The sequence below is a fragment of the Paraburkholderia sp. J41 genome, from assembly GCF_905220235.1.
Lineage (GTDB): Bacteria > Pseudomonadota > Gammaproteobacteria > Burkholderiales > Burkholderiaceae > Paraburkholderia.
In genome coordinates this window covers 80909-104202 of sequence record NZ_CAJMZE010000006.1, presented here as the reverse complement: position 1 = coordinate 104202, position 23294 = coordinate 80909, and the positions used below count along the sequence as shown (strand labels likewise).

The following is a 23294-nucleotide window of genomic DNA, read 5'->3' as shown; positions in this document are numbered from 1 at the left end:
CGGCTTCGCAGCCCGGAAAAGGGCCGCGATTCTCCACGACCTTGCGCAGCCGCGTGTGCGTGCTATTGATGGCGTTTGTCGTATATGCGATTCGACCAGCCTCGACCCGCCTCGGTCGGACTACGGGTCACGACACGGCGACCGTTTTGCCGAATACCTGGTGCAACAGCGAGCGCATCGTCTCACCGTGCTCAGGTCCGTCGAGCACAACGAGGCCCGCGTCCAACGAATGTTGCAAGTCGAGCGCTCCTTCGATCAAGGCTCTCAAGGCACATTCCGCCGTAATCATTACGACGCTGCGTTTCGCATTGTCCGTGGCAGTCAGATCGGGCAGATCGGGAACGACATCGGGATCGAATCCGTCCGGTGTCGGATGGAAAAATCCCCATGTGTCGCTCTCGATCAACAACACGTAAAAATCGGGCAAGCCAAGCAATTGCTCGATCGGCACGGCGGCTTCCACGTGAGCCTGAAACTCGCTCAGCGTCTCCACCGCAATGATTTTCTGCCGGGCGTTAGCCAGTGCTCCTTGCGTGGCGCTGTCTCGCAACAGGCCCTGTTCGATGCCCTGGCGCGTTGCTACGGCAACCTTCAGCGCCTGCGGGTGACTGACGCTGAATTCGACTTTGAAATCGCAGATCGCACACATGGTCGCCTCATGGCGTGACGATATTGAAAAAGACTTCGAAGTTATCGAGCCAAGAGACGAAGTCCCCGAGCTTTTGACTATCTCCGTCTATCTTTGCCTTACCGGCGATCACCAGATTCTGTATCGTCATCGTGCCCAGCATTACGTCGTTCAGGTCCGCACGCGCCATGGTGAGCGTTGCATCCGCCGAGTTCGATGTTCGTCCCTTCGAGTAATGCAGCGCACTGTTTTCGACGCCAACTGCGTAGCTTTCCTTCGTGTCGTCAAGAATCAGGTTGAAACTGACTTTCTTGCCCGCCGCCCGGTCGCCATTCAAACGAATTCCCAGAAAGTCCAGAAACATATCGAGCGGCATGGCGCGAATCGTGTCCGGACTTTGCGGATTGCTCGCCGGCAATTTCCTGATGCCGCCGCGCAACTCTTGCGCTCCCGTCAGATAGAAATTCCGCCAAGGCGCGGACTCCGACTGATAACCGAGTTGCTCATAGGCATCCGCCAAAAGATGTTTTGCCGCCACGTTTTGGGGATCGGCAAACACGACATGATTCACCACTTCCGCGACGAACCGGTAATCGCCTTTGTCAAAGGACGCCTGAGCCTTGTGCAACACCGCTGCCGCACCTCCCATGTACTCCACATAGCGCTTGCCGTTTTCGACCGGTGGCAGACGGTGCAGGTTGGCGGGCACACCGTCGAAGAAGCCGAGGCGCAGGTTGTATTGCGCAACTGCGTCGTGATAAACCGTGCCGTAGTAACTGCGGCAATACCAGTGCTTTGCCAGGGCGTCGGGCAATCGGATCATCTCGCCGATTTCGAGCGGCGTGTACCCGGTGTTCGCCAGCCGCATGGTCTGGTCGTGCAGATAACGGTACATATCGCGTTGCGCGCCGAGGAACTGAACAATGCGTTCATTTCCCCAGGTCGGCCAGTAATGCGAAGCGAACATTACCTGCACGTCTGCGCCGAAGGCGTCGATCGCTTCCTGAAGATATTTTGACCAGAGCAGCCCGTCGCGCACTTTGGCGCCGCGTAGCGTGTAGAGATTATGTAGCGTATGCGTGGCGTCTTCCGCCGCGCAAAACGCCTTGAATTTGGGTAAATAAAACATGAATTCAGATGGCGCTTCTGACTCGGGCGCCATCAATACGTTGATCTCGACACCATCCAGGATCAGGGACTGGCCGGTTTTTTCGGCGAAGATGGTGGGATCGGCGAGCGTAATGGTGCCCACCGAAGAAGCTTTGCCGAGGCCGCCATCAACGCTACCCGTCGCGCTGCGAGGCAGCAGCGTGCCGTACATGTAGGTTGCGCGCCGCCCCATTGCATTTCCCGCAATGACGTTCTCGCCCACCGCGGCTTCCATAAAGCCGGTGGGCGCGACGATCTTCACCTTGCCCGACTTAAGATCGTCTTCCGAGACGATGCCGCGCACGCCGCCGTAATGGTCGGCGTGGCTGTGCGTATAAATCACATGGGAAATAGGTCGATCGCCCAGATGCGGTATGACCAGTTGTTTCCAGACGTAAGACGAAACTTCCGTCGTGATGAAGGGGTCGACGACGATCCATCCCGTTTCGCCGCGAATGATGCTCATCACCGACAAATCGTAGCCTCGCACCTGCCAGATTCCATCCACGACTTCGAAGAGGCCGTGATGCATGTTCAGCTTGGCGTTGCGCCAAAGGCTGGGATTAACGGTGGGTGGGGCGTTGTTTTCCGGGCCGCCGCTCAGGAAAGCAAACTGCTGGAGATTCCAGGCGGGAAAGTCACCCTTGCCGGGGATGACAACGGGCTCCGGCAAAGCGGCGATCCGGCCACGTTGAGCGTCCTCGAAATCCTGAGTGTCTGCAAACGAGAGAAAGTTGGCGTAGGCCGCGTTAATTTCAATGGTCGCGCGCGTTGCAGGTTTGAAAGCGACTCCGCTCGGCATCATCGTTTGCGTTTGAGCGGCAGCGTCGCCAAGCGTGGAACCCAGGCCGGTGGCGACACCGGCAATCGCCACGTTCTTCAAGAAAGCCCTGCGTGTGCCGGGAACTGCCGGCTCCTTTTCCTTGGACATGGCCAACTTCCTGTTATGTTTTGATCTGAGAGGTGAAACGCGAGCAGTAATGCTTCAAACAACGATATGGATGTTACGTAATCGGCTAGAAAACTTCAAACGGAACGACGGGTGGCTGCTTTATTCCGAATGGGGGGGGTAAATTACTGGGGGGGAGAAAAACGCGCGTAATGTCGCCAGATAATGTATCGAACGAATAGAAACTAAATGCGTTCGGAAGAAGGCAAGAATATTCAGATTGATTGAGTATGGTCTTTAGCGCCAGTCGAGCGAAGCTGCACCAGCGGCATTTTGTCTCGGCACTTAATGTTTCTCGGGGGAGTTCGGCTTTTACTGGCGTTCCCGATTTACTCCCCCGGATACGCCGCGCGCCTTCGGATCGTCGAGCATCTGCTTCGCCTCGCCTTCCCGGCAGACCTTGGCGAGTCAGTTCTTCACGTAGTCGAGAAGGGTTTGCTTTCCTCCGACGTACTTGTAGAGAGAAATGGTCCCGTGGACCAGGTCGCCCTTCGAGTCGAACTGTGTCTGACCCAGCACGCCTTCATAGTTCGTCGCCGGCATTGCGGCAAGAATCTTGTCCGGAGCCGTCGAACCGGCACGCTTCATCGCGTCGGCGATGACATACACCGCGTCGTAGGCGAATGGCGAGTTCAAGACAGGGTGCGTCCCAAAGCGCTTTTCGTAGCGCTGTGTGAAGGCCGGGCCCTTCGGCATCTTCTCGAGCGGCGAGCCTGCAATCGAGCAGATCACGTCGTCGGCTGCGTCGCCGGCAAGTTTCGCAAGGTCGTCCGCGCACAGGCCGTCGCCCGCGAGAATCTTCTGCGCCATGCCAAGCTGCTTTGCCTGCTTCGCGAACGGGCCGCCCGTTCCATCGAGACCGCCATACATGACGATGTCCGGATGCTCGCCCTTGATTTTGGTGAGGATCGCGCGGAAGTCGGTGGCCTTGTCGTTGGTCGCGTCGTGAGAAATCACCGAAAGACCGTCCGCCTTCGCACGCTTCTCGAACTCGTTGGCTAAACCCTGCCCGTATGCGGTAGCGTCGTCGACGATCGCAACCGTCCTGACTTTCAGCGTCCGCGTCGCGTAATCGGCGAGGGTCGGCCCTTGCTGGGCATCGGTCGCAACCACACGGTATGCGGTCTTGAAGCCCTGTTGCGTGTATGCCGGATTCGTAGCCGACGGCGAGACCTGCACGATACCGGCGTCACTGTAAATTTTGGACGCGGGAATCGTCGTTCCCGAATTCATGTGGCCGACCACCGCCGCGACTTTGTCGTCGACAAGCTTTTGCGCGACCTGCGTGGCCTGGCGCGGATCGCCAGCATCGTCTTCGGCGTCGAGCACCAACGTGACTTTCTTTCCACCGACCACCAGTCCCTTTTTGTTGATCTCCTCGACAGCGAGCCTTGCGCCGTTCTCCGTGTCCTTGCCCAGATATGAAGCCGGACCGGTGAGCGGCGCAACTTCGCCGACGTTCACGGTTTCGTCGGCCTGCGCCGCTCCGCTGGAAACGGCGGCCAGCGCCCCCAGAATGCCAAAGGCCGTCGCACGGCGACCCAATCTCCTGCTCTTGGTCATTGCATTACCTCGTCGATAGTTGTCTGCATCGAGGGCGATCTGCTGGATTGTCCCGTCGCCTCCGCCCTGCTACCGCGCACCCGTTGGTCTGCGCCGGCGAGACAAATTTATGCGGACACAAACCGGCGGCATTGCACCGATTTGCCAGAAAACAGAAGAAATGCGACAGCGGCGATGCGGGTCGGGCAGCCCTATAATGGCGTGACACCGCTTATTCGCGCCGCCCATGGTTTTCTCCGACGATCCCCCGACCCAAGCACCGCCAGCTCACGAACTGGTCGACCGGCTTGACTCGCTGTCCACGGCATCCGACTCGCCTCAGGGGCGTTCCGGCGCGGAGCTCAACGTCGGAATCCTGCTATGGCCGCGCTTTCCGCTCCTGTCGCTCGGCGGCCTTTGCGACGCGTTACGTCACGCTGCCGACCGCAGCGATCAGAGCCGCCAGTTGCGCTGTCTCTGGACGACGATCGGCGTGCGCGACACCACCGTCGAATCGAGCTGCGGTATCGCCGTACCGGTTCAGGCGGCCTTTCCGGACGTCGCGCAGTTTGATTACGTCGTCGTCATCGGCGGCTTGCTCTCGCATCTGGAGAAGGTGGACCGGCGCTACTGGGACTATCTGGGCGCCGCCGCACGAGCAGGCGTTCCGCTGGTCGGCATCTGCACGGGTAGCTTTGTCCTTGCCGATGCGGGGCTAATGCAGGATCACGTTGCGTGCGTACACAGCTTTCACTTCGACGACTATCGGAACAGGTTTCCCGCGCTACGCGTTGTCACGCACGCCGACTACCTCATCGACGGCGATCGCATCACCTGTGCGGGCGGAATCTCGGTCATCGAACTCGCGGCGCGGCTCGTCAATCTGCATTGCGGACCTGACCGCGCATCCAAAGTGATTCATCAGATGACTGTCAGCCGGCAGGCCGGCGCCTCATTCATCGAGCGCCGCCGCGCACTGGGCTACCTGTCGGTGGACGATGCAAACGTACGTCATGCCGCGCTGCTCATGGAGGAAAACCTCGAAGCGCCGCTCAACATCGCGGTGATCGCGAAGATGATCGGCACGAGCGTGCGTCAGTTGGAGCGGGCGTTCATGGCGGAGATGAACGTGTCGCCGAATGAGTTCTATCGCGGTATGCGGCTGCGCTATGCGCGCTGGATGCTGCTGAACACCGGGCGCAAGGTCACGGCCATCGCCTACGAATGCGGTTTCGCCGATTCCGCTCACTTCATCAGGGTCTTCCGCGAAACCTACGGCGTGACGCCGGGCAAGCTGCGCGGCTCGCGCGCCGGTCCCACCGAACACTAAAGCTGGCGACGATTCGTTGTCGCGTTTCTTCTATTTTTTTGCTCGTCGGTGCAATCCCGCCGGTGTCGCCTGGCTCAACATCCTGTTTCGTGCGAATGCACCGTAAAACAGGGAAACAGGCGACATGCAGATTGCGGTATTGGGTGCGGGCGTCGTCGGTCTGACGAGCGCCTACTATTTGAACCGTGCCGGCCATCAGGTCATCGTCATCGACCGGCATGGCGAGGTGGCCACCGAATCCAGCTTCGGAAATGGCGGCCAGTTGTCGTATAGCTACGTCGCGCCGCTTGCCGGGCCGGGCGTGCTGTCGAAGCTGCCCGCATGGCTCGCCCGGCGGGATTCGCCGGTGCGCTTCCGGCCGTCGGCGAGCGTGGAACAGTGGCTCTGGTGCCTGAAATTCGTGTTCGCCTGCACGCAACGGCGCAGCAATCTCACCACGCGCGAATTGCTCTCGCTCTCGTTCGCGAGCCGTGCGCTCATGCACCGATTCCTGCGCGACGAACCCACGCTCGACTTCGACTTTCAGCACTCCGGAAAGCTCGTCCTGCACCGCGACGCCGCCGCGATGCAAGGCGCCGTCGATCTGCTCGATTTCCAGCGCTCGCTCGGCTGCGAGCAGGAGGCGCTCTCCGCCGACGAATGCGTCGCGCTCGAACCCGCGCTGGCTCATGTGCGCGAACGGATCGTCGGCGGCATTCATACGCGCAGCGAAGATACCGCGGACTGCCATCGCTTCAGCAAAGGTCTCGAAGCCATTTTGCGGGCGCGCGGCGTGCGTTTTGCGATGAATACGCGCATCGACGCACTGGAAGTCAAAGGCGGACACGTCGTGGCGCGCGGCAGTGACGGGGTGGTCGATGCGGACCATGTCGTCGTGGCTGCCGGGGCCGGCGCAACGCGTCTGCTCCGGCCTTTGGGCCTCCGCGTGCCCATTTATCCGCTCAAGGGCTACAGCCTGACCTACCCGCTGGGACCGCAAGCCATGGCACCGACACTGAGCGTCACCGATTTCGCGCGCAAGGTGGTCTATGCGCGTCTTGGCGACCGGTTGCGCGTGGCGGGCATGGCCGACCTCGACGGCTACTCGCTAAAGCCTGATTCCTCGCGCCTTGCCGCGTTGCGTGGCGAGGCCGCCGCGCTGTTCCCGCAGGTCGTGGCCGATTGCGTCGATGCGGCCGAGTGGACCGGCTTGCGCCCGGCGACGCCCGGCGGCGCGCCGATTATCGGGCCTACACGATATCCCAATCTCTGGCTCAACGTCGGGCATGGTGCGCTCGGCTTCACGCTGGCCTGCGGATCGGCTGCGTTGCTCGCGGGTTGGATCGACGGGCAGCCTGACGCTTCGCTGGCCCGTCTTTTCTCGACCGCACAATGACCCGTGCGGCGTGCGAGGCCTCGCGCTCCTCCAACAAAAATTCTCGAATCGATACCGAATGAAAGACAAGCCCAATATTGCAGTCATCGGCACGGGCGGGACGATTGCCGGGCGTGGTGCAAACGCCGTCGACACATCAGCCTACACATGCTCGGTGCTGGGGGTAGACGAAATCTTGTCGGCCGTTCCGGAAGCGTCGTCGCTCGCGAACCTGAGCGCGGAACAACTGCTCCAGACGGGTTCGGAGAATTTCAGCGAGCAGCATCTGCTTATGATCGGCAAGCGGGTATCCGAGGTGCTCAAGGACGATACGGTACATGGCGTCGTTCTCACGCACGGCACCGACACCATCGAAGAAACAGCGTACTTTCTTCATCTGACGTTGAAGAGTGTGAAACCCGTGGTCGTAGTCGGCTCCATGCGGCCGCCATCGGCGATGAGTTCCGATGCATCCCTGAATCTCTACGACGCGATCGCGGTGGCGGTTCATCCATCGTCGCATGGAAAAGGAACGCTTGTCGTTTCAAACGAGGAAATCCACACCGCGCGAGACGTGACGAAAACGAATAGCTTCAAGCTCGAGGCATTCCGTTCGCCCTATGGCGCGCTCGGTTACGTGGCGCAAGGCAAGCCCCGCTACTACCGTACGCCCTCGCGGGATCACACTGTATCCACTCCGTGGTCGATCGACGACATCGAGACGCTTCCGAAAGTCGACGTCGTATATGCCTATGGTGCGCTTGAGAGCGAACGGGTCCGCGCCATTGCGGCCGATACGAGCGGGCTTGTCTTCGCCGGCACTGGCAACGGCAACATCGCGGCGCATATGGTCGAGCCGCTGCGGGAGGCGGCGCGCCGGGGAGTACACGTGGTGAGGGCGTCACGCACCGGCAGCGGTGTGGTCATCCGCAACGGCGCGCAGCCCGACGACGACTATGACTGGCTCGTCGTCGACGATCAGCCGCCGCAAAAAGCCCGCATTCTTTTGATGCTGGCGATGCTGGATAACCCGGACGATCGCCGCGCATTGCAGGCAGCCTTTTATCGCTTTTGAAGCGCCGCCCGCCCGCGAGCGGGAACGTCTTCTGCGCGGCACGGCGGCATCCCCATCCCGCGTCCTCGACCGATGCACTCCGTTCCTGAAAAGCGCAACCCGGGCAGCGCGCCGCAAAATACTCCGCAGGCCGCCGCCTCCCGGGCGGCCCATTCGTGGGCCGCCGATATTGGCGCAGGTTTGACGAGTCTTGGCAGCGATAACGATCCAAGCGGAATCGCAACCTATTCGCTTGCGGGCGCATGGTACGGCTACGATATGTTGTGGACCTGCGTGCTCACTTACCCGTCGATGGTCGCGCTGCAACTGGTCAGTTCGCGCGTCGCTGCCCTCACCGGTAAGGGACTGACGGCGAACATGCGGGCCCACTACTCGCCTTTGTTCTTCTATTTCGCGGTGGTGCGCTTTGCGATCGCGAACACACTGAATATTGCTGTCGACGTTCTGGCGATGGCAGCGGCCTTGCAGCGCTTCCTCCACGCGCCTCTGGGCGCGCTGGCAATCGCGTGCGGAGGTGCATCCATAGCACTGCAATGGTTCGTTCCCTACCCTCGCTATGCGAGCGTTCTCAAATGGTTGATCTTGCCCGTCTTCGCCTACGCCGGTGTGACGCTAATCGTCGATGTGCCCTGGCACACCGTCGCGCTGCGCTCCCTCGTGCCGCGCCTCGAATGGCGAGAGGATTTCATTACCATGCTGATGGCCGTGCTAGGTACGACGATGAGTCCGTATCTGCTCTTTTCGCAAGCCGAACAGACGGCACAGCAAGAGAAGGAAGGCCCCCGGCCACAGGCAAGTCCCGCCAGTCGCGATCCGCGTTCGTCAGCGCTGCTTCGCCATTTACGTGCGCAAACGCTGCTACGTACCGCGTTATCAAGCGGCGTCGCTTTATTGATAATCGTCGCGGCTTCCGCCACGCTGCACGGCACGGTTCCCATCGGCCTTAACCCGCCAATGGCAAAGGTACTCGAACCGCTCGCGGGCGGATATGCAGGCCCACTGCTCGGGCTTGCATTGATCGGCTCGGCGCTGCTCGCATTGCCGCCGCTTGCCGGCTCGGCGGCGCAGGCCGTCGCGAGTTCGTTCGACTGGGCCCATGGAGAGCGGCGCGACATTCGTATTGCGCGGATGCTGACCGGCATTGCGGCTCTGGGCACCGCACTCGGCGTTGTGCTTGGCGCTTGGCACGTCGATCTCGTCAGGGCGTTGTACTGGAGCGCCATCGTCAACGGCATGACGATGACGCCCGTACTCGTGCTTTTGGTGCTGCTCAGCGCAAAAAGCGAAGTGGTCGGCAGCATGGCGGCACACTGGTCATTACGCGCCCTGTGCTGGCTCGCCGTGCTCGTCACCGGCGCAGTCGTCGTCGCACACTTCGTGCTGGAGGTCGCGCAATGGGCTGCGCGCTAACACAACACGTCAAAGTGCATGCGATGCGCCGGATTCCTGCTGCTGCGTCGACGATCCGCAAATCGAGGTTGAAGCGGCGCCGCGCCAATTTCCGCGGTCCGCCCGCTTTTCAACGGCGATCCGTCTTTTCGGCGTGACCGCGTGCCAGTTCCTGCGCGAGAAAGGGCGCTGTCCGGCTATCTCGCACCCGCGAGACGTGATGCGGCGTGCCTGCCGCCACCACTCGCCCGCCTGCATCCCCCGCGCCGGGCCCTATGTCGATCAGCCAGTCGGCTTGCGCCACCGCCCGCATGTCGTGCTCGATCATCACCACCGTATTGCCCGCGTCGACCAGACGCTGCAAATGCACCATCAGCCGGTCGGCGTCGGACGCATGCAGGCCGGTGGTGGGCTCGTCGAGTACGTACAGATTGCGTCCGCGCTGGCTGCGCTGCAACTCGGTGGCCAGCTTGATACGCTGCGCTTCGCCACCGGAGAGTTCCGTGGCCGGTTGCCCCAGGCGTAGATAGCCCAGCCCGATCTCGCGCAGCAACTGGAGCGGGCGGACCACCGCTTCCTCGCCGCCGAAGAAGTCGTGCGCTTCGTCCACCGTCATTCGCAGCACTTCCGCGATATTGCGTCCGTTCCAGAGCACCTTGAGCGTCGCCTCGTTGTAGCGTGCGCCGTGGCACGTCGGGCAGGGTGCGTACACGCTGGGCATGAACAGGAGTTCGACGCTGACGAATCCCTCCCCCTCACAGGTTTCGCAGCGCCCCTTCGGCACATTGAACGAAAACCGTCCTGCGTCGAAACGGCGGCGCCGTGCATCGGGCGTCGCGGCGAATAGTTTGCGCACGTGATCGAACAGGCCGGTGTACGTGGCCAGATTGGATCGTGGCGTGCGCCCGATCGGCTTCTGGTCGACCTGCACCAGGCGCTGTACGGCATCCACGTCGCCAGCCAGATGGCCGCCCGTTATTTCGATGATGGCCGGGCTCTCGCCTGCGCCTTCGGCCGAATCGTCGTCGGGTTCGTGACCCAGGTGCAGCAGCAACAGCTCGGGCAGCGCCTGCACGACCAGACTGGATTTGCCGGAACCGGAGATTCCGGTTACCGCGGTCAACACGCCCAGTGGAATGCGTGCGTCGACGCCGCGCAGATTGTGGCGGTGAATGCCCTGCAATTCCAGCCAGCCGGTGGGTTCGCGACGGCGGCCGGCCGGCGCGGGAATCTTGTCGAACAGGTAGCGCGCGGTGCGGGATTCGGCGATTTCGCGCAAGCCAGCGGGAGCGCCGCTGTAAAGCACCCGGCCGCCTCGCTCGCCGGCTTCGGGGCCGACGTCGACCAGCCATTGCGCGCGGCGCATCAACTCGAGATCGTGCTCGACGACAAAGACGGAATTGCCCGCGTCGCGCAGCCTGTCGAGCGCATCGTACAGGGCCTGGCTGTCCGACGGGTGCAGACCGGCCGAGGGCTCGTCGAGCACGTACACGACGCCGAACAGCAGGGAGCCCAGTTGCGTGGCCAGCCGTAGCCGTTGCAGTTCGCCGGCCGACAGGGTTGGCGTTGCCCGGTCGAGCGTCAGGTAGCCGAGGCCCAGCCCCCGCAGTTGGCGCAACCGCGCAACCACCCCATCCGCCAGGCGTTGCGCGGCCAGACGCTTTTCTTCCGATAGCGCCGAGGTGCGACGCACGTCCGGTGCGATGGAGTGAGTGGCGCGGCCCGATGCTGCGCGCTCGGCCCGGTCACGCCGCGTCGCTTCCTTATTGGCGCCAGATCCGGCGGCATGGGTGCGGAAATCGCCGCGAGTTATCGGCTCCAGCAAGGCCGCAAGACCATCCAGCGACATCTGCATGAATTCGCCGATATCCACGCCGGCGAAGGTCACGGCAAGCGCCTCCGGCTTGAGCCGTTTTCCGTGGCAGGCCGGGCAGAGCTTGCCCTCCATGAAGCGGGACACGCGCTTTCTCATCAGCGCGCTCTGCGTGTTCGCGAAAGTATGCAGCACGTAGCGCCGCGCGCCGGTGAAGGTTCCCATGTAGCTCGGCTCCAGCTTGCGTTTGAGAGCCGCACGAGTTTCGGCGGGACTCAAACCCGCGTAGACCGGCACTGTGGGGGTTTCTTCGGTGAACAGTATCCAGTCGCGGTCTTTTTTAGGCAGATCCTTCCACGGCCGATCGACGTCGTAGCCCAAGGTCACCAGAATGTCGCGCAGGTTCTGTCCATGCCACGCCGGCGGCCAGGCGGCGATTGCGCGTTCGCGAATGCTCAACGACGGGTCCGGCACCATGGTGGCTTCAGTGACTTCGTAGACGCGGCCGAGCCCATGACACGCAGCGCACGCCCCTTGCGGCGTGTTAGGAGAGAAGTCCTCGGCATACAGCATCGGCTGATTAGCCGGATAAGCGCCGGCCCGCGAATACATCATTCGCACGAGGCTGGATAAGGTCGTTACGCTGCCCACGGAGGAGCGCGTGTTGCTCGCGCCGCGTTGCTGCTGAAGCGCCACCGCCGGCGGCAAGCCGTCGATGGCATCCACGTCGGGTACGCCCACCTGGTCTATCAGACGCCGCGCATACGGCGCCACCGACTCAAAATAGCGCCGCTGCGCCTCGGCGTAAATGGTGCCGAAGGCGAGCGAGGATTTGCCGGAGCCGGAGACGCCGGAAAACACGACCAGCGCATTGCGCGGGATGTCGACATCCACGTCCTTGAGATTGTGTTCGCGCGCGCCCCGCACTTCCACGAAGCCGCTGGTCGAAGCGTTATGGTCTGATTTACCGGACGAATTGTTTGGCATTGTTTTCCCTTGCAGTTCGCATTGGCGCGGATCTTGCGCACATTCCGCCACGACAGATCATGACGCTTTGCTACCGGTACCATCCCGGCAAACAAACGAAGCCGCACGAGCCTCTCCCGACTTGACTTCTGCGCGATCCGTCCGTTGATAACACACTCCGGCCATGTACCGCCGCGGAAGTAGTCTGACCCGCCGTGCAGCCCTCGGGTTCATGGTGGACGCATCGGCATTGAGTGGTAGCCTTGTATGACCGACATCCCCTTCCTGGGGTTTAAAACGATCGGGACACCCTTTTTTGCCAACAGGATTGTCCTTTTCACACGAATATCCAGGAGCGCCAGGTGAGCCAGAAAACTGCATTCAACGTGACGAGCCAGGCTTGCCCTCTCTCGGGGTTGCAGAGCATCGACGCCCCGCTCTCGTCTGCCGCAGCGTTCCTTGTCCTTAACGTCAAGGAAGACGAACGCGCTCTCTCGCAGGTGCGATCCGTGATTGCGCATAATACGGACGATCTCGTTAAGGGAATCAGGCTGCGTTCCAACACCGGATTGTTCACGTGCAACGTTGGAATATCGCATCGCATATGGACGCCACTCACCAGAAAGCCGATGCCCGCCGAGTTGCGACCGTTTCAGGAAGTGCGAGGAGCGAAGCATGTTGCGGTCGCTACTCCAGGTGATCTCCTGTATCACATTCGCGCGGAGTCGATGGACCTGATCGTCGAATTCGAAAAACTCCTTCTGGAAGCGTTTGCTCTTTCCGTTACGGCCGTGGATGACGTAGCGGGTTTCCGATATTTCGACGGAAGGGATTTACTCGAATTTGTCGACGGAACGGGCAATCCAGACGGCGATGAACTACCTGATTCGACGTTGGTTGGAAGCGAGGACCCGGATCACGCGGGCGGCAGCTACGTCGTTGTGCAGAAATATGTTCATGATCTGAATGCCTGGCGGTCACAGCAGATCGAAACCCAGGAGCAGATCATTGGCAGAACGAAGTATGACAACGTGGAATTGCCGGACTCCACCGATAGCCAGAAGTCTCACAAGAGCCTGTGTACGATCGTTGATGCCGAAGGCGAGCACGACATCCTCCGGGACAATATGCCCTTTGCGGTGCCGGGCATGGGCCAGTTCGGCACGTACTTCGTCGGCTACTCGCGTCACCTCTGGGTCATCGAAAAAATGCTGCAACGCATGTTCATCGGCGACCCTCCCCCTTTTCACGACCGTATCCTCGATTTTTCGAAAGCGATGACTGGCAACACTTTCTTTGTACCTAGCCGGTCGTTCCTGATGGGCCTTGGAGATTGAAGCACGCTCGCACACGCGTCATGTCCGCGCTCGCCGCGACCGCGACTGTCGCGGGCGGGTAACTACGCGTCAAACCATTTGCCGAAACCGCGCAGACACGCTTCTGCGATAGGCGTCGCCCGATCGAGCATGACCTGCTCCTGCGCGCGAACCGCGGCTCGCCAATCCGGCGCAGAGACGATTGCTTCAGCGAGTTCGGCAGCGTCGAGCATGGCGAGATTGACGCCCGAGCCCATTGGCGGCATGACATGGGCGGCATCTCCCACTAGCGTGAGTCCCGACTTCGAGGGCCATTTCGTTCCGGCAGGAAGGCTAACGATCGGACGAACGGCAGCGATCCGATCGGCGTCCGCGATGAGCGAGCGCAGCGCAGGCGACCAGCCTTCGTATCGGGCCAGAAGATCGTTTCTGCTCATTCCCGCCAACGCTCGTTCTGGTCGTTCGGCGGTGTCGTTGGACGTTTTGAACGCGGCGTACACGCGTACTACGGCATTGCCATTGCGCTGAGCAAAGATTCCTTTCTCGTAGTGCAGTGCGAAGAGTGTGCCCCGCCCCACGAATTGCGAGTTGGCGGGATGCTTGCGGTCCACGTCAGTCATCCACAGCTCAACGAAGCACACGCCTGTGTAGACCGGACGCACATCGGTGAGTGCCGCTCTCACTGCCGAGCCGGCCCCATCCGCGCCTATGACCAGGTCGCATTCGCGCGCCACCCCGCCTTGCAGCCGTACCGACCAGCGCCCGTTGGCTGCCTCGACCACGTCGATGACGCGAGCCCCCCAAACGACCTTCTCCGGTGGAAGCGGATCCAGCAACATCTTTCGCAACACAATCCGGTCGATCTCCGGACGTGTTCCTGTTCCCGGCTCTGGAATCTCTTCGCGCAGGACCACGCCCGTCACGGCATCGACAACCCTTTGCTCCTGATCTTCGTGGCGGGCAAGAGCAAGAAATCGCGCTAGCAAACCGGCCTTTCGTAGCGCCAGTTGCCCTTCATGTGGATGCAGATCCAGCGTGCCGCCCTGATCTCGCGAAGACGGCGAGGCATCGGCTTCGAGTACGGTCACGTCAAGTCCGTGCCGCCAAAGCATGTTCGCGGCAAGTAGCCCAGCCGGGCCGCCGCCCGCAATCAAGATGGATGGTTTCGATGGCATCTCGGTTCTGGTGATCGGATTCTGGATATCAGGCCCGGGAATGCCAAACACTAACGGTTGCGAGGGTTGATTGGTTATCGGTATCTGGTCAAAATATGCTGGATATCGGCCAATCTTTTTATACGCCTACGATGCCGCCTCGAGAATCAGTCAAAGCCAACCCGAATGCGAAGGATGCCACTGAGGTCTGTGCATGCGAGATCCTGCCAGGAAGAGGCAAACGCCGCACCGAATTTCACCGGCATCCGGAAGGACAGCTCATTTACATCGCGACGGGCCGCTTGCAGATTCGAACCGAGATCGGTGCATGGTTGCTGCCGCCGAGGCGTGCGATCTGGATTCCGCCCGATCTCATGCATACCGGCGACTTGCGAGGCGCCAAAGCGTGGTCGCACATTCTGCTATCGCCTAAACGCTGCCGTCTGCTGCCGGGGCGGCCGCAGGTGCTGGCGGTCGGATCGTTGCTGGAAGCGCTGATACAGCGCGTCGCCCTGTGGGACCATACCGCCACGCGAACGCCCGAAGAAGCGCGCGTCGTGTCTGTGTTGATTGATGAAATTCGCGCGGCAAAGCACGAACCGTTGCACCTTCCGCTACCCGACGACAAGCGCCTTCTAAAGATGGTCAACGTCGTGCTGAATGATCTGAGCCGGGAACACTCGTTGGAAGCACTGTCGTTAATGGCCGGGCTGTCGCCACGAAGCGCTCGGCGCCTGTTTTCCGCAGCGCTCGGTATATCGTTGGCGGAGTGGCGCCAGCAGGCGCTGCTGCTGCGTGCAATCGATCTGCTTGCGCAGGGCGAGTCCGTATCGACGGTGGCAGATGTCCTGGGCTATGCCAGCCCGAGCAATTTCATTGCTATGTTCCGTACTGCTTTTGGCGTGACGCCGGGAAGATATGTCAGGACTAGCGGTCAGGACGCCTGATGCCGGCGTTCTCGGGAAAGGTTCGGCCAACTAACGCGGTAAAGAAAGTGGGGCGAAGCCTGAGACTGCCTTGAATGCCTCAAGGAGCACAACGCCGTACTGCCGCCCTAGTCGTAAGGTATAAGCCGGCACGCGGCTTTGACGGGCCGGCCGCTCGCGCATCGCATCGTCGTGACGCCCAGGGGTGACGCGCGACGATCCGGTGAGAAACGACATCCGCACGATAGCCGAACCGGGCGCGCAATTCCCCGCGTTCCGCGCCAGCGACGCTGCGACGGCGGCATGGATGCCCAACGCTCAGTGACACGTTCAGGCAGCGACGCGTCGTGACCGGCATCGCGGCGATGCGTAAAGGGTTGCCGATGGGTTACCGATTCCCGGCGTGGATTTTTTGCGGAAAAGACCGCGAGCGTAGGTTTTCCCGCAACAGGCGAAAACCGACGGAGAAAAACCGTCACCAGCCCAGCCCGTCAAACAGAGAAAGGTCAACGGAGACCCGAAGGTCCATCGACCTACTCGTTTTCTTCGAAATAGTGGCCGAACTTCGTCTGCTTCGTGCGGATATACCGTTCGTTTTCCTCGCGCATCGGGATCGCGAGCGCCACGCGTTCGATCACGGGAATGCCGTGCTGCGCGAGCGTGTCGAACTTCTTCGGGTTGTTGCTCATCAGCCGCACCGAAGTCACGTTGAGCAGGCGCAAGATCGCCGCCGCCGAGTCGTATTCGCGCGCGTCGTCGGGCAAGCCGAGGTCGAGATTCGCTTCGACCGTGTCGCGGCCCTGCTCCTGCAACGCATACGCGCGAATCTTGTTCGACAGGCCGATGCCGCGCCCTTCGTGACCGCGCAAATACAGCATCACGCCACGGCCTTCGGCCGCGATGTAACGCAGCCCGAGATCGAGCTGTTCGCCGCAGTCGCAGCGGTAGGAACCGAGCACGTCGCCGGTCAGGCATTCGGAGTGGAGCCGCGTCAGCACTGGCTCGCCGTTGCCCACGTCGCCCATCACGAGTGCGAGATGCTCGGCGCCGCCGTCCTTCACCCGATACACATAGGACTCGAACGTGCCGTAACGGGTGGGCAGCTTGGCGGTCGCGTCGAGCACGACGCATTCGTTGGCGTTGTCGTCGTCCGCGCAGGACGGCTCAGTAAGCGTAGGCATGATCTAAGGCAAGAGGCTGGCAAAAACCGGCACGCAGCCGGATTGAAGTTCGGAACCGGAGTTTACCGCCATTTGGCGCACCACGCCGGGGCGGCCCTGCTCGATCGCCAACGGCGGCCGCCGCCGACTTCGCGCTTATCCCGAGGTCGCATGCGAATTCATCCGCCTATACTGGAAAGGCTTTCTGATGGCATACGGCCGGCATACGGGCGCGGCCCGACAAACGGCCACGCACCGCACCGCGCCTTGCATGGAATCTGGAATCAGCTCGCCCCACGGACCCGCAACTCAAAAGACGCACAGGACCAAAAAGGGAACCGCTCTATGACAACCGTTGCACAGGTACTGAAATCGAAGCCGGAACAGGTGGTCTATACGATCGACGCCGGCGATTCCGTCTACGATGCGATCCGGCTGATGGCCGAAAAGCAGATCGGCGCGTTGCTCGTGACCGACGGCGCCGCGATCGCGGGCATCGTGACTGAGCGCGACTATGCGCGCAAGATCGTGCTGATGGATCGCGCCTCGAAAACGACGGCCGTGCGCGACATCATGAGTCCGCACGTGCGCTTCGTGAGCCCCGAACAGACCACCTACGACTGCATGGCGCTGATGACCGAGCGGCGCATGCGCCACCTGCCGGTGATGGACGGCGGCAAGCTCGTGGGCATGGTGTCGATCGGCGACCTGGTGAAGGAAATCATCGCCGAGCAGAAGTTCACGATCGAACAACTGGAGCAATACATCCAGGGCGGCGCGGGCGGGTGACATCCGCCGCGAAACGGCAGCGGGAGACGGTCACGAAAAAGCGCCCAATCCCGCACGGGCTTGGGCGAAGCCACCTCGACGGCGGCGGAGGTTCCTGCACGACGGTCGCGCGGACACGTCGCGCCGGCGTGCGGCAACGGCGGACGCGATGCCGCCGTGCCTGCGTACAACTCTTTGTACAACCGTTTGTACAACCGTTCACAATCATTTCGATGCCGCGCGAGCCGGCAAAAACGCCGCCCCGCCGTGTCGATGCGGCCGAACTAACGGCCGCGCCTGCTGCGGCTCGACTTCCACCACGGTGCCCGTTGGCCTCTGCCTTGCCGAAAGTCAGTTGCCGAAATAAACCGATTGCGACGGACGCACCGTGGCCGGTTGCCCCGACTGCGACGAACCCGACGTCGACGGGCCATAGCCGCTCGTTTCCGGCGCTTGCGCCTGCGCCACGCCTTGCTGCTGGGCGACGCGCGCTTCGGCGGCCTGGATTTCGTTCGGATAGGTGGCGTCGTCGGCGGTGGCCGGGTTGTAGCCGGCTCTTTCGAGCTGGATAAGCTGCGCCTTGACTTCGGCGCGCGTCAGCGGTCCGTTGTTTTGCACTTGAGCTTGGGCAAACGAGAGCGCCGGTGCCGCAACCAGAGCAGCAACCAACGCGGCTTGAACGAACGTACGGGTTTTCATGACATTGACCTCCAACACTTGTTTTGTGTGCCGGCTTTGATGGCATTGCCGGGCCAGTGATGGAAGTCTAGGCAGGCGGCGACCTAGGGGAAACCCCTATTTTTAAAAGACACAGTTTCAAGCGCGGAAACAATGAGCACAACTGTAAGGGTACGATCGCGGCGGCATACCCTTAGCGCTTGCGGCCTGGCGCGAGACGCTTGTACTAGGCAAGCAGCCGACGCGGCCCGCTGACAAAGCGGCTGCCGAGTTCGTAAAAGCGCAGCGGCCGATCCATCTCGCGCGACAGGCCAATGCGCGTCGTCACGCCGACGAGCCGCGCCGGTTCCGCCGGTTCCGCCGGTTCCCCCGGCTCCTCCACGCAGCCGATCCACAGCCCGTGTCCGAGGCAAAGATCGGCACCGTCGAACGCCGCGCCCACGCCGTATGCCTGCGTGAGTCGCCCCGGACCACGCGCGAGATCGCGCAGCGGCACGCCGGGCCGCCGCGCTTCCATCGCCGCAATGCCTTCGACGGGCTCGACCGCGCGAAACAGCACGCCCGCGCCCACGTCCAGCGCTTCGCTCGACATATTGAGCATCCACGCGCTGCCGTAAGTGAGGCGCACATACGCATGGCCGCGCTCGCGAAACATGGATTCGTTGTACGGCCGCCGCCCGATGAACGCATGACTCGTGGAATCGCCGACGGGATACGCCTCCACTTCCACGAGCCGCCCCGCCATGCGCCCTTGCGCCATGTCGCGCACCAGGTATTTGCCGACCATGAAGCGCGCGAGTTCGGCGGTATCGACAGGCAAATCTTCGCGTCGAAGCGGCAGGATGGCGGGCAAGAGTCTCTCCGTTGCGGTTCGGGCCGCCCAGTGTAGCGCCGCGCCCGAGCGCGCGCGCACGCGCGTTGCGTTACCATCGACCGCATTCCCGCGCGACCCGCTCGCGCCTTCTCATCCACCGGCACACCCCCGCCGGTGAACCGGCGGTCCACGAACCGGCGCGCGCGGCCCGGGTTTTGCGCGCGTCATCGTCATTGAAGGAGACGCACGATGAACGAACAGAGCGCGATTCAATTTCTCAACGACGTGCGCAGGCCGCTGCTCACGCTGCACAAAGCGATTCTCGATCACGAGCGCGCCGCGTACGAACGCGAATTCGGCCCGGTCACGCCCGCGGCGTTCCTGCAAGTGCTCATCAACGGCACGGCGTTTCGCTGGCTGATGCCGCTTTCGACCGTGATCGCCAATGTCGACGAAACGCTCGACGCCAAGGACGCGGCACCCGAGGACCGCGTGGGCGCGGCGCAAGGCGTGGCGGCGCTGTTTTCGGGCGACGAATCGGCGGAATTCTACGAGCGCTATCAGGCGCTGCTACAGGCAAGCCCCGACATCCTGCATCTGCACGGCACCGTCGCGCCGCTGCTGAATGCGCTGAAAAACTGAGTGCCGGGAAGGCGGTCAGACGCGCGCTCTAACCGCATTTCAGACGCGCTTTGAACCGGCGCTTTCAACCGGCGCTTTCAACCGGCGTTTTTTAAGCGCGCTTTACCGCGCGTCAGTTCGCTGCTTCGCCGCGCTCAAGCGACGCCACAGCGTCGTCTTGCTGATGCCGAGCAGTTCGCAAGCACGATCGCGGTCGCCGTTGCAGGCGTCGAGCACGGCGCGAATTTGATCGGCTTCGCCATGCAGGCTGCGCTCGCGCAGCGTGAGCGCCTGGCCCGCGCCGCCGCGCTCGCCGGCCGGCACCTCGCGCGTCTCGAACACTTCCGGCGCGATCTCGCGCAGCACGTGCGGCGTGAGCACGTCGTCGTCGGAATCGGCAAGTTCCACCACCATGCGCTCGATCACGTTCTGCAATTCGCGCACGTTGCCGGGCCACGTATGGCGCGCGAGCGGCACGCCCACCAGCGCGAGCGCGCGCGCGGCGTCGTCGGGCGTGCGGATGCGCAAGGCCACGCGCGGCTCGCGGCGCGCCGCCTGCAACAGCAGTTCGGCGGCCAGCAGCGCGACGTCGGCGCCGCGTTCGCGCAGCGGCGGAATCGCGAGGTTGAGAATGTTCAGCCGATAAAACAGGTCCGCGCGAAATTCGCCGGTTTCGATCTGCCCGGTGAGCGCGCGATGCGTGGCCGCGACCACGCGCACGTCCACGCGCGTGGGTTCCGTCGCACCCAGCCGCACGACTTCGCGCTCCTGCAACACGCGCAGCAGGCGGCTTTGCAGCGGCAGCGGCATTTCGCCGATCTCGTCGAGAAAAAGCGTGCCGCGATGCGCCGCCTCGATCAGCCCGACCTTGCCGCCGCGCCGCGCGCCCGTGAACGCGCCTTCCTCGTAGCCGAACAGTTCGCTTTCGAGCAGCGCTTCGGGAAACGCGCCGCAATTAAGCGCGACGAACGGAAAATCGCGCCGCGCGCTTTCGCGGTGAATGCCCTGCGCGACCATTTCCTTGCCGGTGCCGCTTTCGCCGCGTATCAGCACGGTGGCGTCCGATTTGGCGTAACGGCGCGCGAGCGCGCGAATACGCTCGATGCCGGGCGCCGCGCCGCTCAGATCGTCGAGCCGGTAACGCGCGACGAATTGCTGCGTGCGCTGACGCGAGCGCAAGGTGCGGTCGAGGCGTTCGACCGCGCGCGATTCCTGGAACGTGAGCACGGCGCCCGTGGTCACGCCGTTGTCGATCAGCGGCCCGCGATGCACGACGTAGCTCACGCCGCGCACGGTTTCGAGCGACTCGCCGTCGGTTTCGATCGATTCCCCGTCGGCTTCGGGCAACGCGAATGCGATGTCGGGCGCGAGCGTGGCGAGCGGCTGGCCCGCCGCCGTCGCCGGGTCGATGCCCAGCACGGCCGCGAGCCGCTGGTTGATCGCTTCGACGCGGCCGCGTGCGTCGAGCGCCACCACGCCGTCACGCAAATGTTGCAGCACGCTGTCGAGCCGCTGACGCCGCTGCGTTTCGCGCTGCGTGGCCTGCACGAGTTCGAGCGCGTTGTCGAACGCCGCGCGCACCGAGGAGCGCGAGTAGACGAAGAACGGCACGAGCCCGAGCCGCGCCGCGAGGTCGTTCACGTGACCGGGCCCCACCACCGCGCCCACGCCGCGATCGCGCAGATCGAGCACGCACGCCTCGGCGTCCTGCACGGTGCGATACGAAGCAAACGTCACGTCGATGCCGAAGGCGCTCGCGAAGCGCCGCACTTCGGCGGGCGTTTCGCCATAGGTGACGAGCGCGACGTGATCGGCTTCGCGGCGCGCGCGGGCGAGCGCCTGCATCACGTCGAAACCGCTGGGCTGCACAAGCACCACGGGCACGTCCACGCGCGACTTCAGATACGAGCCGTTCGAGCCCGACGCCACCACGACGTCGGGGCGCTGGCCGGGACCGGCGGCGGCGATGTCGGCGGCGGCTTCCTCGAAACCGCGCGCGATCACGCGCAAGTCCGCGCGGTCGTCATACTCGCGCGCGATGTCGCGAAACAGGTCGCGCAGGCGGCTGATACCCATCGCCCAGACGCGCGGGCGGAATTCGGTTGAAGCAGCGGAGGCGGGAAAGCGGTTCATGACGCGCATTATCCGCCGAATTTCAATTTTGAAATGCTGATTTCACAAAGGAAATCGAGGGCCACGGTCACGCACGGCCAAACCGGCGCAAAATCAACGCACTAGTCGCGCACGGCGACCTGGCACGTTATTCGCAAGATCGGCCCGGATCTCCGAATGCATAAAGCACGCGCCGCGGCACCGCCGCCCGCGCATCCCATCCAGTCAAAGAGAGGAAGACATCATGAGCGAAGCAGACAACGGCACGCAATCCGCAGGCGGTTTCAAGCCGAAGAAGTCGGTCGCGCTGTCGGGCGTGGCCGCGGGCAACACGGCGCTGTGTACCGTGGGACGCACCGGCAACGACCTCCACTATCGCGGCTACGACATTCTCGACCTGGCCACGGCCTGCGAATTCGAGGAAGTCGCGTACCTGCTCGTCCACGGCAAGCTGCCGAACGCGGCCGAACTCGCCGCGTACAAGGCCAAGTTGAAGGCGCTGCGCGGCCTGCCCGCCAACGTGAAGGCAGCGCTCGAATGGGTGCCCGCCTCGGCGCATCCGATGGACGTGATGCGCACGGGCGTTTCCGTGCTCGGCACCGTGCTGCCCGAAAAGGACGACCACAACCTGCCCGGCGCGCGCGACATCGCCGACCGGCTGCTGGCCTCGGTCGGGTCGATGCTGCTGTACTGGTATCACTATTCGCACAACGGCAAGCGCATCGAAGTGGAAACCGACGACGACTCGATCGGCGGCCACTTCCTGCACCTGCTGCACGGCGCGGAGCCGTCGAAGTCGTGGGTCGACGCCATGCACGTTTCGCTCAATCTCTACGCCGAACACGAGTTCAACGCGTCCACTTTCACCGGCCGCGTGATCGCGGGAACCGGCTCGGACATGTACTCGGCGATCACGGGCGCGATCGGCGCGCTGCGCGGCCCGAAGCATGGCGGCGCGAACGAAGTGGCGTTCGAAATCCAAACGCGCTACGACAACGCCGATCAGGCCGAGGCCGACATTCGCGCGCGCGTCGAGAAGAAGGAAGTCGTGATCGGCTTCGGCCATCCGGTCTATACCATTTCGGACCCGCGCAACAAGGTCATCAAGGAAGTGGCGAAAAAGCTCTCCAAAGAACAGTCGAACATGAAGCTGTTCGAGATTGCCGAGCGGCTCGAAGCCACGATGTGGGAAATCAAGAAGATGTTCCCGAATCTCGACTGGTTCAGCGCGGTTTCGTATCACATGATGGGCGTGCCCACGGCCATGTTCACGCCGATTTTCGTGATCGCGCGCGTGGCGGGCTGGAGCGCGCACATCATCGAACAGCGCATCGACAACAAGATCATTCGCCCGAGCGCCAACTACACCGGGCCGGAAAACCTGAAGTTCGTGCCGATCGGCAAGCGCTGATCCGAGCATGCCAGTCGCCCGGAAGGACTATGACGTCCGGCCGACTGCAACGCGGCGCGGCGTGCGCGTAGATTGACGCTACGGAACGCATGCAGCGCCGCTGCAACCCTTCGCATTCATCCTGTTCAAACTGGTCCCC

Annotated in this window: 18 protein-coding genes and 1 pseudogene; 10 read left to right on the top strand and 9 right to left on the bottom strand. The window is 62.6% G+C overall.

Annotated features, from left to right (window positions below):
• Positions 1-127 precede the first annotated feature (127 nt).
• The 3 genes from U5805_RS08190 to U5805_RS08180 all read right to left on the bottom strand — a co-directional run bounded on the left by U5805_RS08190 (position 128) and on the right by U5805_RS08180 (position 4289).
• Positions 128-649 (bottom strand): hypothetical protein, encoded by a 522-nt coding sequence (locus U5805_RS08190; RefSeq protein WP_322102964.1) that lies wholly within the window; start codon positions 647-649, stop codon positions 128-130.
• A gap of 7 nt (positions 650-656) precedes the next feature.
• Positions 657-2708, bottom strand: coding sequence for an alkyl/aryl-sulfatase (locus U5805_RS08185; protein WP_322102963.1), 2052 nt, complete (start codon positions 2706-2708; stop codon positions 657-659).
• Positions 2709-3134: 426 nt separating this feature from the next.
• A complete protein-coding gene (locus U5805_RS08180; protein WP_322102962.1) occupies positions 3135-4289 on the bottom strand; it encodes a branched-chain amino acid ABC transporter substrate-binding protein in 1155 nt (384 codons plus the stop codon).
• 226 nt (positions 4290-4515) lie between these two features.
• Here U5805_RS08180 and U5805_RS08175 point away from each other — a divergent pair, with 226 nt between their 5' ends.
• From U5805_RS08175 to U5805_RS08160, 4 genes are all read left to right on the top strand, one after another.
• Positions 4516-5598: a GlxA family transcriptional regulator gene (locus tag U5805_RS08175; protein ID WP_322102961.1), complete on the top strand. Its 1083-nt coding sequence runs from the start codon at positions 4516-4518 to the stop codon at positions 5596-5598.
• Positions 5599-5722: 124 nt separating this feature from the next.
• Positions 5723-6973, top strand: coding sequence for a D-amino acid dehydrogenase (locus U5805_RS08170; protein WP_322102960.1), 1251 nt, complete (start codon positions 5723-5725; stop codon positions 6971-6973).
• A gap of 58 nt (positions 6974-7031) precedes the next feature.
• Positions 7032-8027, top strand: a complete 996-nt coding sequence (locus tag U5805_RS08165; protein WP_322102959.1) for an asparaginase — start codon at positions 7032-7034, stop codon at positions 8025-8027.
• A gap of 72 nt (positions 8028-8099) precedes the next feature.
• Positions 8100-9437 carry an NRAMP family divalent metal transporter gene (locus U5805_RS08160; RefSeq protein WP_322102958.1) on the top strand — a complete coding sequence of 446 codons (1338 nt, stop codon included), beginning with the start codon at positions 8100-8102 and terminating at the stop codon, positions 9435-9437.
• A 109-nt stretch (positions 9438-9546) separates the two neighbouring features.
• Here U5805_RS08160 and U5805_RS08155 read toward each other — a convergent pair whose 3' ends face one another.
• Entirely contained in the window at positions 9547-12216 is a 2670-nt protein-coding gene (locus U5805_RS08155) for an excinuclease ABC subunit UvrA (RefSeq protein WP_322102957.1), read from the bottom strand.
• Between the two features lie 341 nt (positions 12217-12557).
• Between U5805_RS08155 and U5805_RS08150 the strand changes: the two genes are divergently transcribed.
• Positions 12558-13532 carry a Dyp-type peroxidase gene (locus U5805_RS08150; protein WP_322102956.1) on the top strand — a complete coding sequence of 325 codons (975 nt, stop codon included), beginning with the start codon at positions 12558-12560 and terminating at the stop codon, positions 13530-13532.
• Between the two features lie 62 nt (positions 13533-13594).
• Here the strand turns inward: U5805_RS08150 and U5805_RS08145 are convergent, their stop codons facing one another.
• The gene (locus U5805_RS08145; protein WP_322103109.1) at positions 13595-14686 is read right to left on the bottom strand and encodes an NAD(P)/FAD-dependent oxidoreductase; all 1092 of its coding nucleotides are present in this window, start codon (positions 14684-14686) and stop codon (positions 13595-13597) included.
• A gap of 95 nt (positions 14687-14781) precedes the next feature.
• On the opposite strand from U5805_RS08145, the gene U5805_RS08140 reads away from it, so the two are divergent.
• Positions 14782-15612, top strand: a complete 831-nt coding sequence (locus U5805_RS08140) for a helix-turn-helix transcriptional regulator (protein ID WP_322102955.1) — start codon at positions 14782-14784, stop codon at positions 15610-15612.
• Positions 15613-15796: 184 nt separating this feature from the next.
• A pseudogene (locus U5805_RS31770) lies at positions 15797-15916 on the top strand (sugar ABC transporter substrate-binding protein); the annotation flags it as partial.
• A 208-nt stretch (positions 15917-16124) separates the two neighbouring features.
• Here U5805_RS31770 and ribA read toward each other — a convergent pair.
• A complete protein-coding gene (ribA, locus tag U5805_RS08135; RefSeq protein ID WP_322102954.1) occupies positions 16125-16772 on the bottom strand; it encodes a GTP cyclohydrolase II in 648 nt (215 codons plus the stop codon).
• 324 nt (positions 16773-17096) lie between these two features.
• On the opposite strand from ribA, the gene U5805_RS08130 reads away from it, so the two are divergent.
• On the top strand, positions 17097-17540 hold the full coding sequence (locus tag U5805_RS08130) for a CBS domain-containing protein (RefSeq protein ID WP_322102953.1): 444 nt from the start codon (positions 17097-17099) through the stop codon (positions 17538-17540).
• Between the two features lie 330 nt (positions 17541-17870).
• Here the strand turns inward: U5805_RS08130 and U5805_RS08125 are convergent, their stop codons facing one another.
• Together U5805_RS08125 and U5805_RS08120 are read right to left on the bottom strand one after the other, a co-directional pair.
• Positions 17871-18218 (bottom strand): DUF4148 domain-containing protein, encoded by a 348-nt coding sequence (locus U5805_RS08125; RefSeq protein ID WP_322102952.1) that lies wholly within the window; start codon positions 18216-18218, stop codon positions 17871-17873.
• A gap of 205 nt (positions 18219-18423) precedes the next feature.
• Positions 18424-19050, bottom strand: a complete 627-nt coding sequence (locus U5805_RS08120) for a DNA-3-methyladenine glycosylase (RefSeq protein WP_322102951.1) — start codon at positions 19048-19050, stop codon at positions 18424-18426.
• Positions 19051-19260: 210 nt separating this feature from the next.
• On the opposite strand from U5805_RS08120, the gene U5805_RS08115 reads away from it, so the two are divergent.
• Positions 19261-19653, top strand: coding sequence for a hypothetical protein (locus tag U5805_RS08115; RefSeq protein WP_322102950.1), 393 nt, complete (start codon positions 19261-19263; stop codon positions 19651-19653).
• Positions 19654-19755: 102 nt separating this feature from the next.
• Here the strand turns inward: U5805_RS08115 and prpR are convergent, their stop codons facing one another.
• Entirely contained in the window at positions 19756-21765 is a 2010-nt protein-coding gene (gene prpR / locus U5805_RS08110; protein WP_322102949.1) for a propionate catabolism operon regulatory protein PrpR, read from the bottom strand.
• Between the two features lie 223 nt (positions 21766-21988).
• Between prpR and prpC the strand changes: the two genes are divergently transcribed.
• Positions 21989-23155 (top strand): 2-methylcitrate synthase, encoded by a 1167-nt coding sequence (gene prpC, locus U5805_RS08105; RefSeq protein WP_322102948.1) that lies wholly within the window; start codon positions 21989-21991, stop codon positions 23153-23155.
• Positions 23156-23294 lie beyond the last annotated feature (139 nt).

Bases quoted from the DNA above. Each gene is read 5' to 3' on its own strand.
- U5805_RS08140 (WP_322102955.1), top strand. From the start codon at position 14,782: ATGCTGGATATCGGCCAATCTTTTTATACGCCTACGATGCCGCCTCGA.
- U5805_RS08125 (WP_322102952.1), bottom strand. From the start codon at position 18,218: ATGAAAACCCGTACGTTCGTTCAAGCCGCGTTGGTTGCTGCTCTGGTT.
- U5805_RS08115 (WP_322102950.1), top strand. From the start codon at position 19,261: ATGAACGAACAGAGCGCGATTCAATTTCTCAACGACGTGCGCAGGCCG.
- U5805_RS08185 (WP_322102963.1), bottom strand. From the start codon at position 2,708: ATGTCCAAGGAAAAGGAGCCGGCAGTTCCCGGCACACGCAGGGCTTTC.
- prpR (WP_322102949.1), bottom strand. From the start codon at position 21,765: ATGAACCGCTTTCCCGCCTCCGCTGCTTCAACCGAATTCCGCCCGCGC.
- U5805_RS08180 (WP_322102962.1), bottom strand. From the start codon at position 4,289: ATGACCAAGAGCAGGAGATTGGGTCGCCGTGCGACGGCCTTTGGCATT.
- prpC (WP_322102948.1), top strand. From the start codon at position 21,989: ATGAGCGAAGCAGACAACGGCACGCAATCCGCAGGCGGTTTCAAGCCG.
- U5805_RS08175 (WP_322102961.1), top strand. From the start codon at position 4,516: ATGGTTTTCTCCGACGATCCCCCGACCCAAGCACCGCCAGCTCACGAA.
- U5805_RS08190 (WP_322102964.1), bottom strand. From the start codon at position 649: ATGTGTGCGATCTGCGATTTCAAAGTCGAATTCAGCGTCAGTCACCCG.
- U5805_RS08160 (WP_322102958.1), top strand. From the start codon at position 8,100: ATGCACTCCGTTCCTGAAAAGCGCAACCCGGGCAGCGCGCCGCAAAAT.
- U5805_RS08130 (WP_322102953.1), top strand. From the start codon at position 17,097: ATGACAACCGTTGCACAGGTACTGAAATCGAAGCCGGAACAGGTGGTC.
- U5805_RS08165 (WP_322102959.1), top strand. From the start codon at position 7,032: ATGAAAGACAAGCCCAATATTGCAGTCATCGGCACGGGCGGGACGATT.
- U5805_RS08155 (WP_322102957.1), bottom strand. From the start codon at position 12,216: ATGCCAAACAATTCGTCCGGTAAATCAGACCATAACGCTTCGACCAGC.
- ribA (WP_322102954.1), bottom strand. From the start codon at position 16,772: ATGCCTACGCTTACTGAGCCGTCCTGCGCGGACGACGACAACGCCAAC.
- U5805_RS08170 (WP_322102960.1), top strand. From the start codon at position 5,723: ATGCAGATTGCGGTATTGGGTGCGGGCGTCGTCGGTCTGACGAGCGCC.
- U5805_RS08145 (WP_322103109.1), bottom strand. From the start codon at position 14,686: ATGCCATCGAAACCATCCATCTTGATTGCGGGCGGCGGCCCGGCTGGG.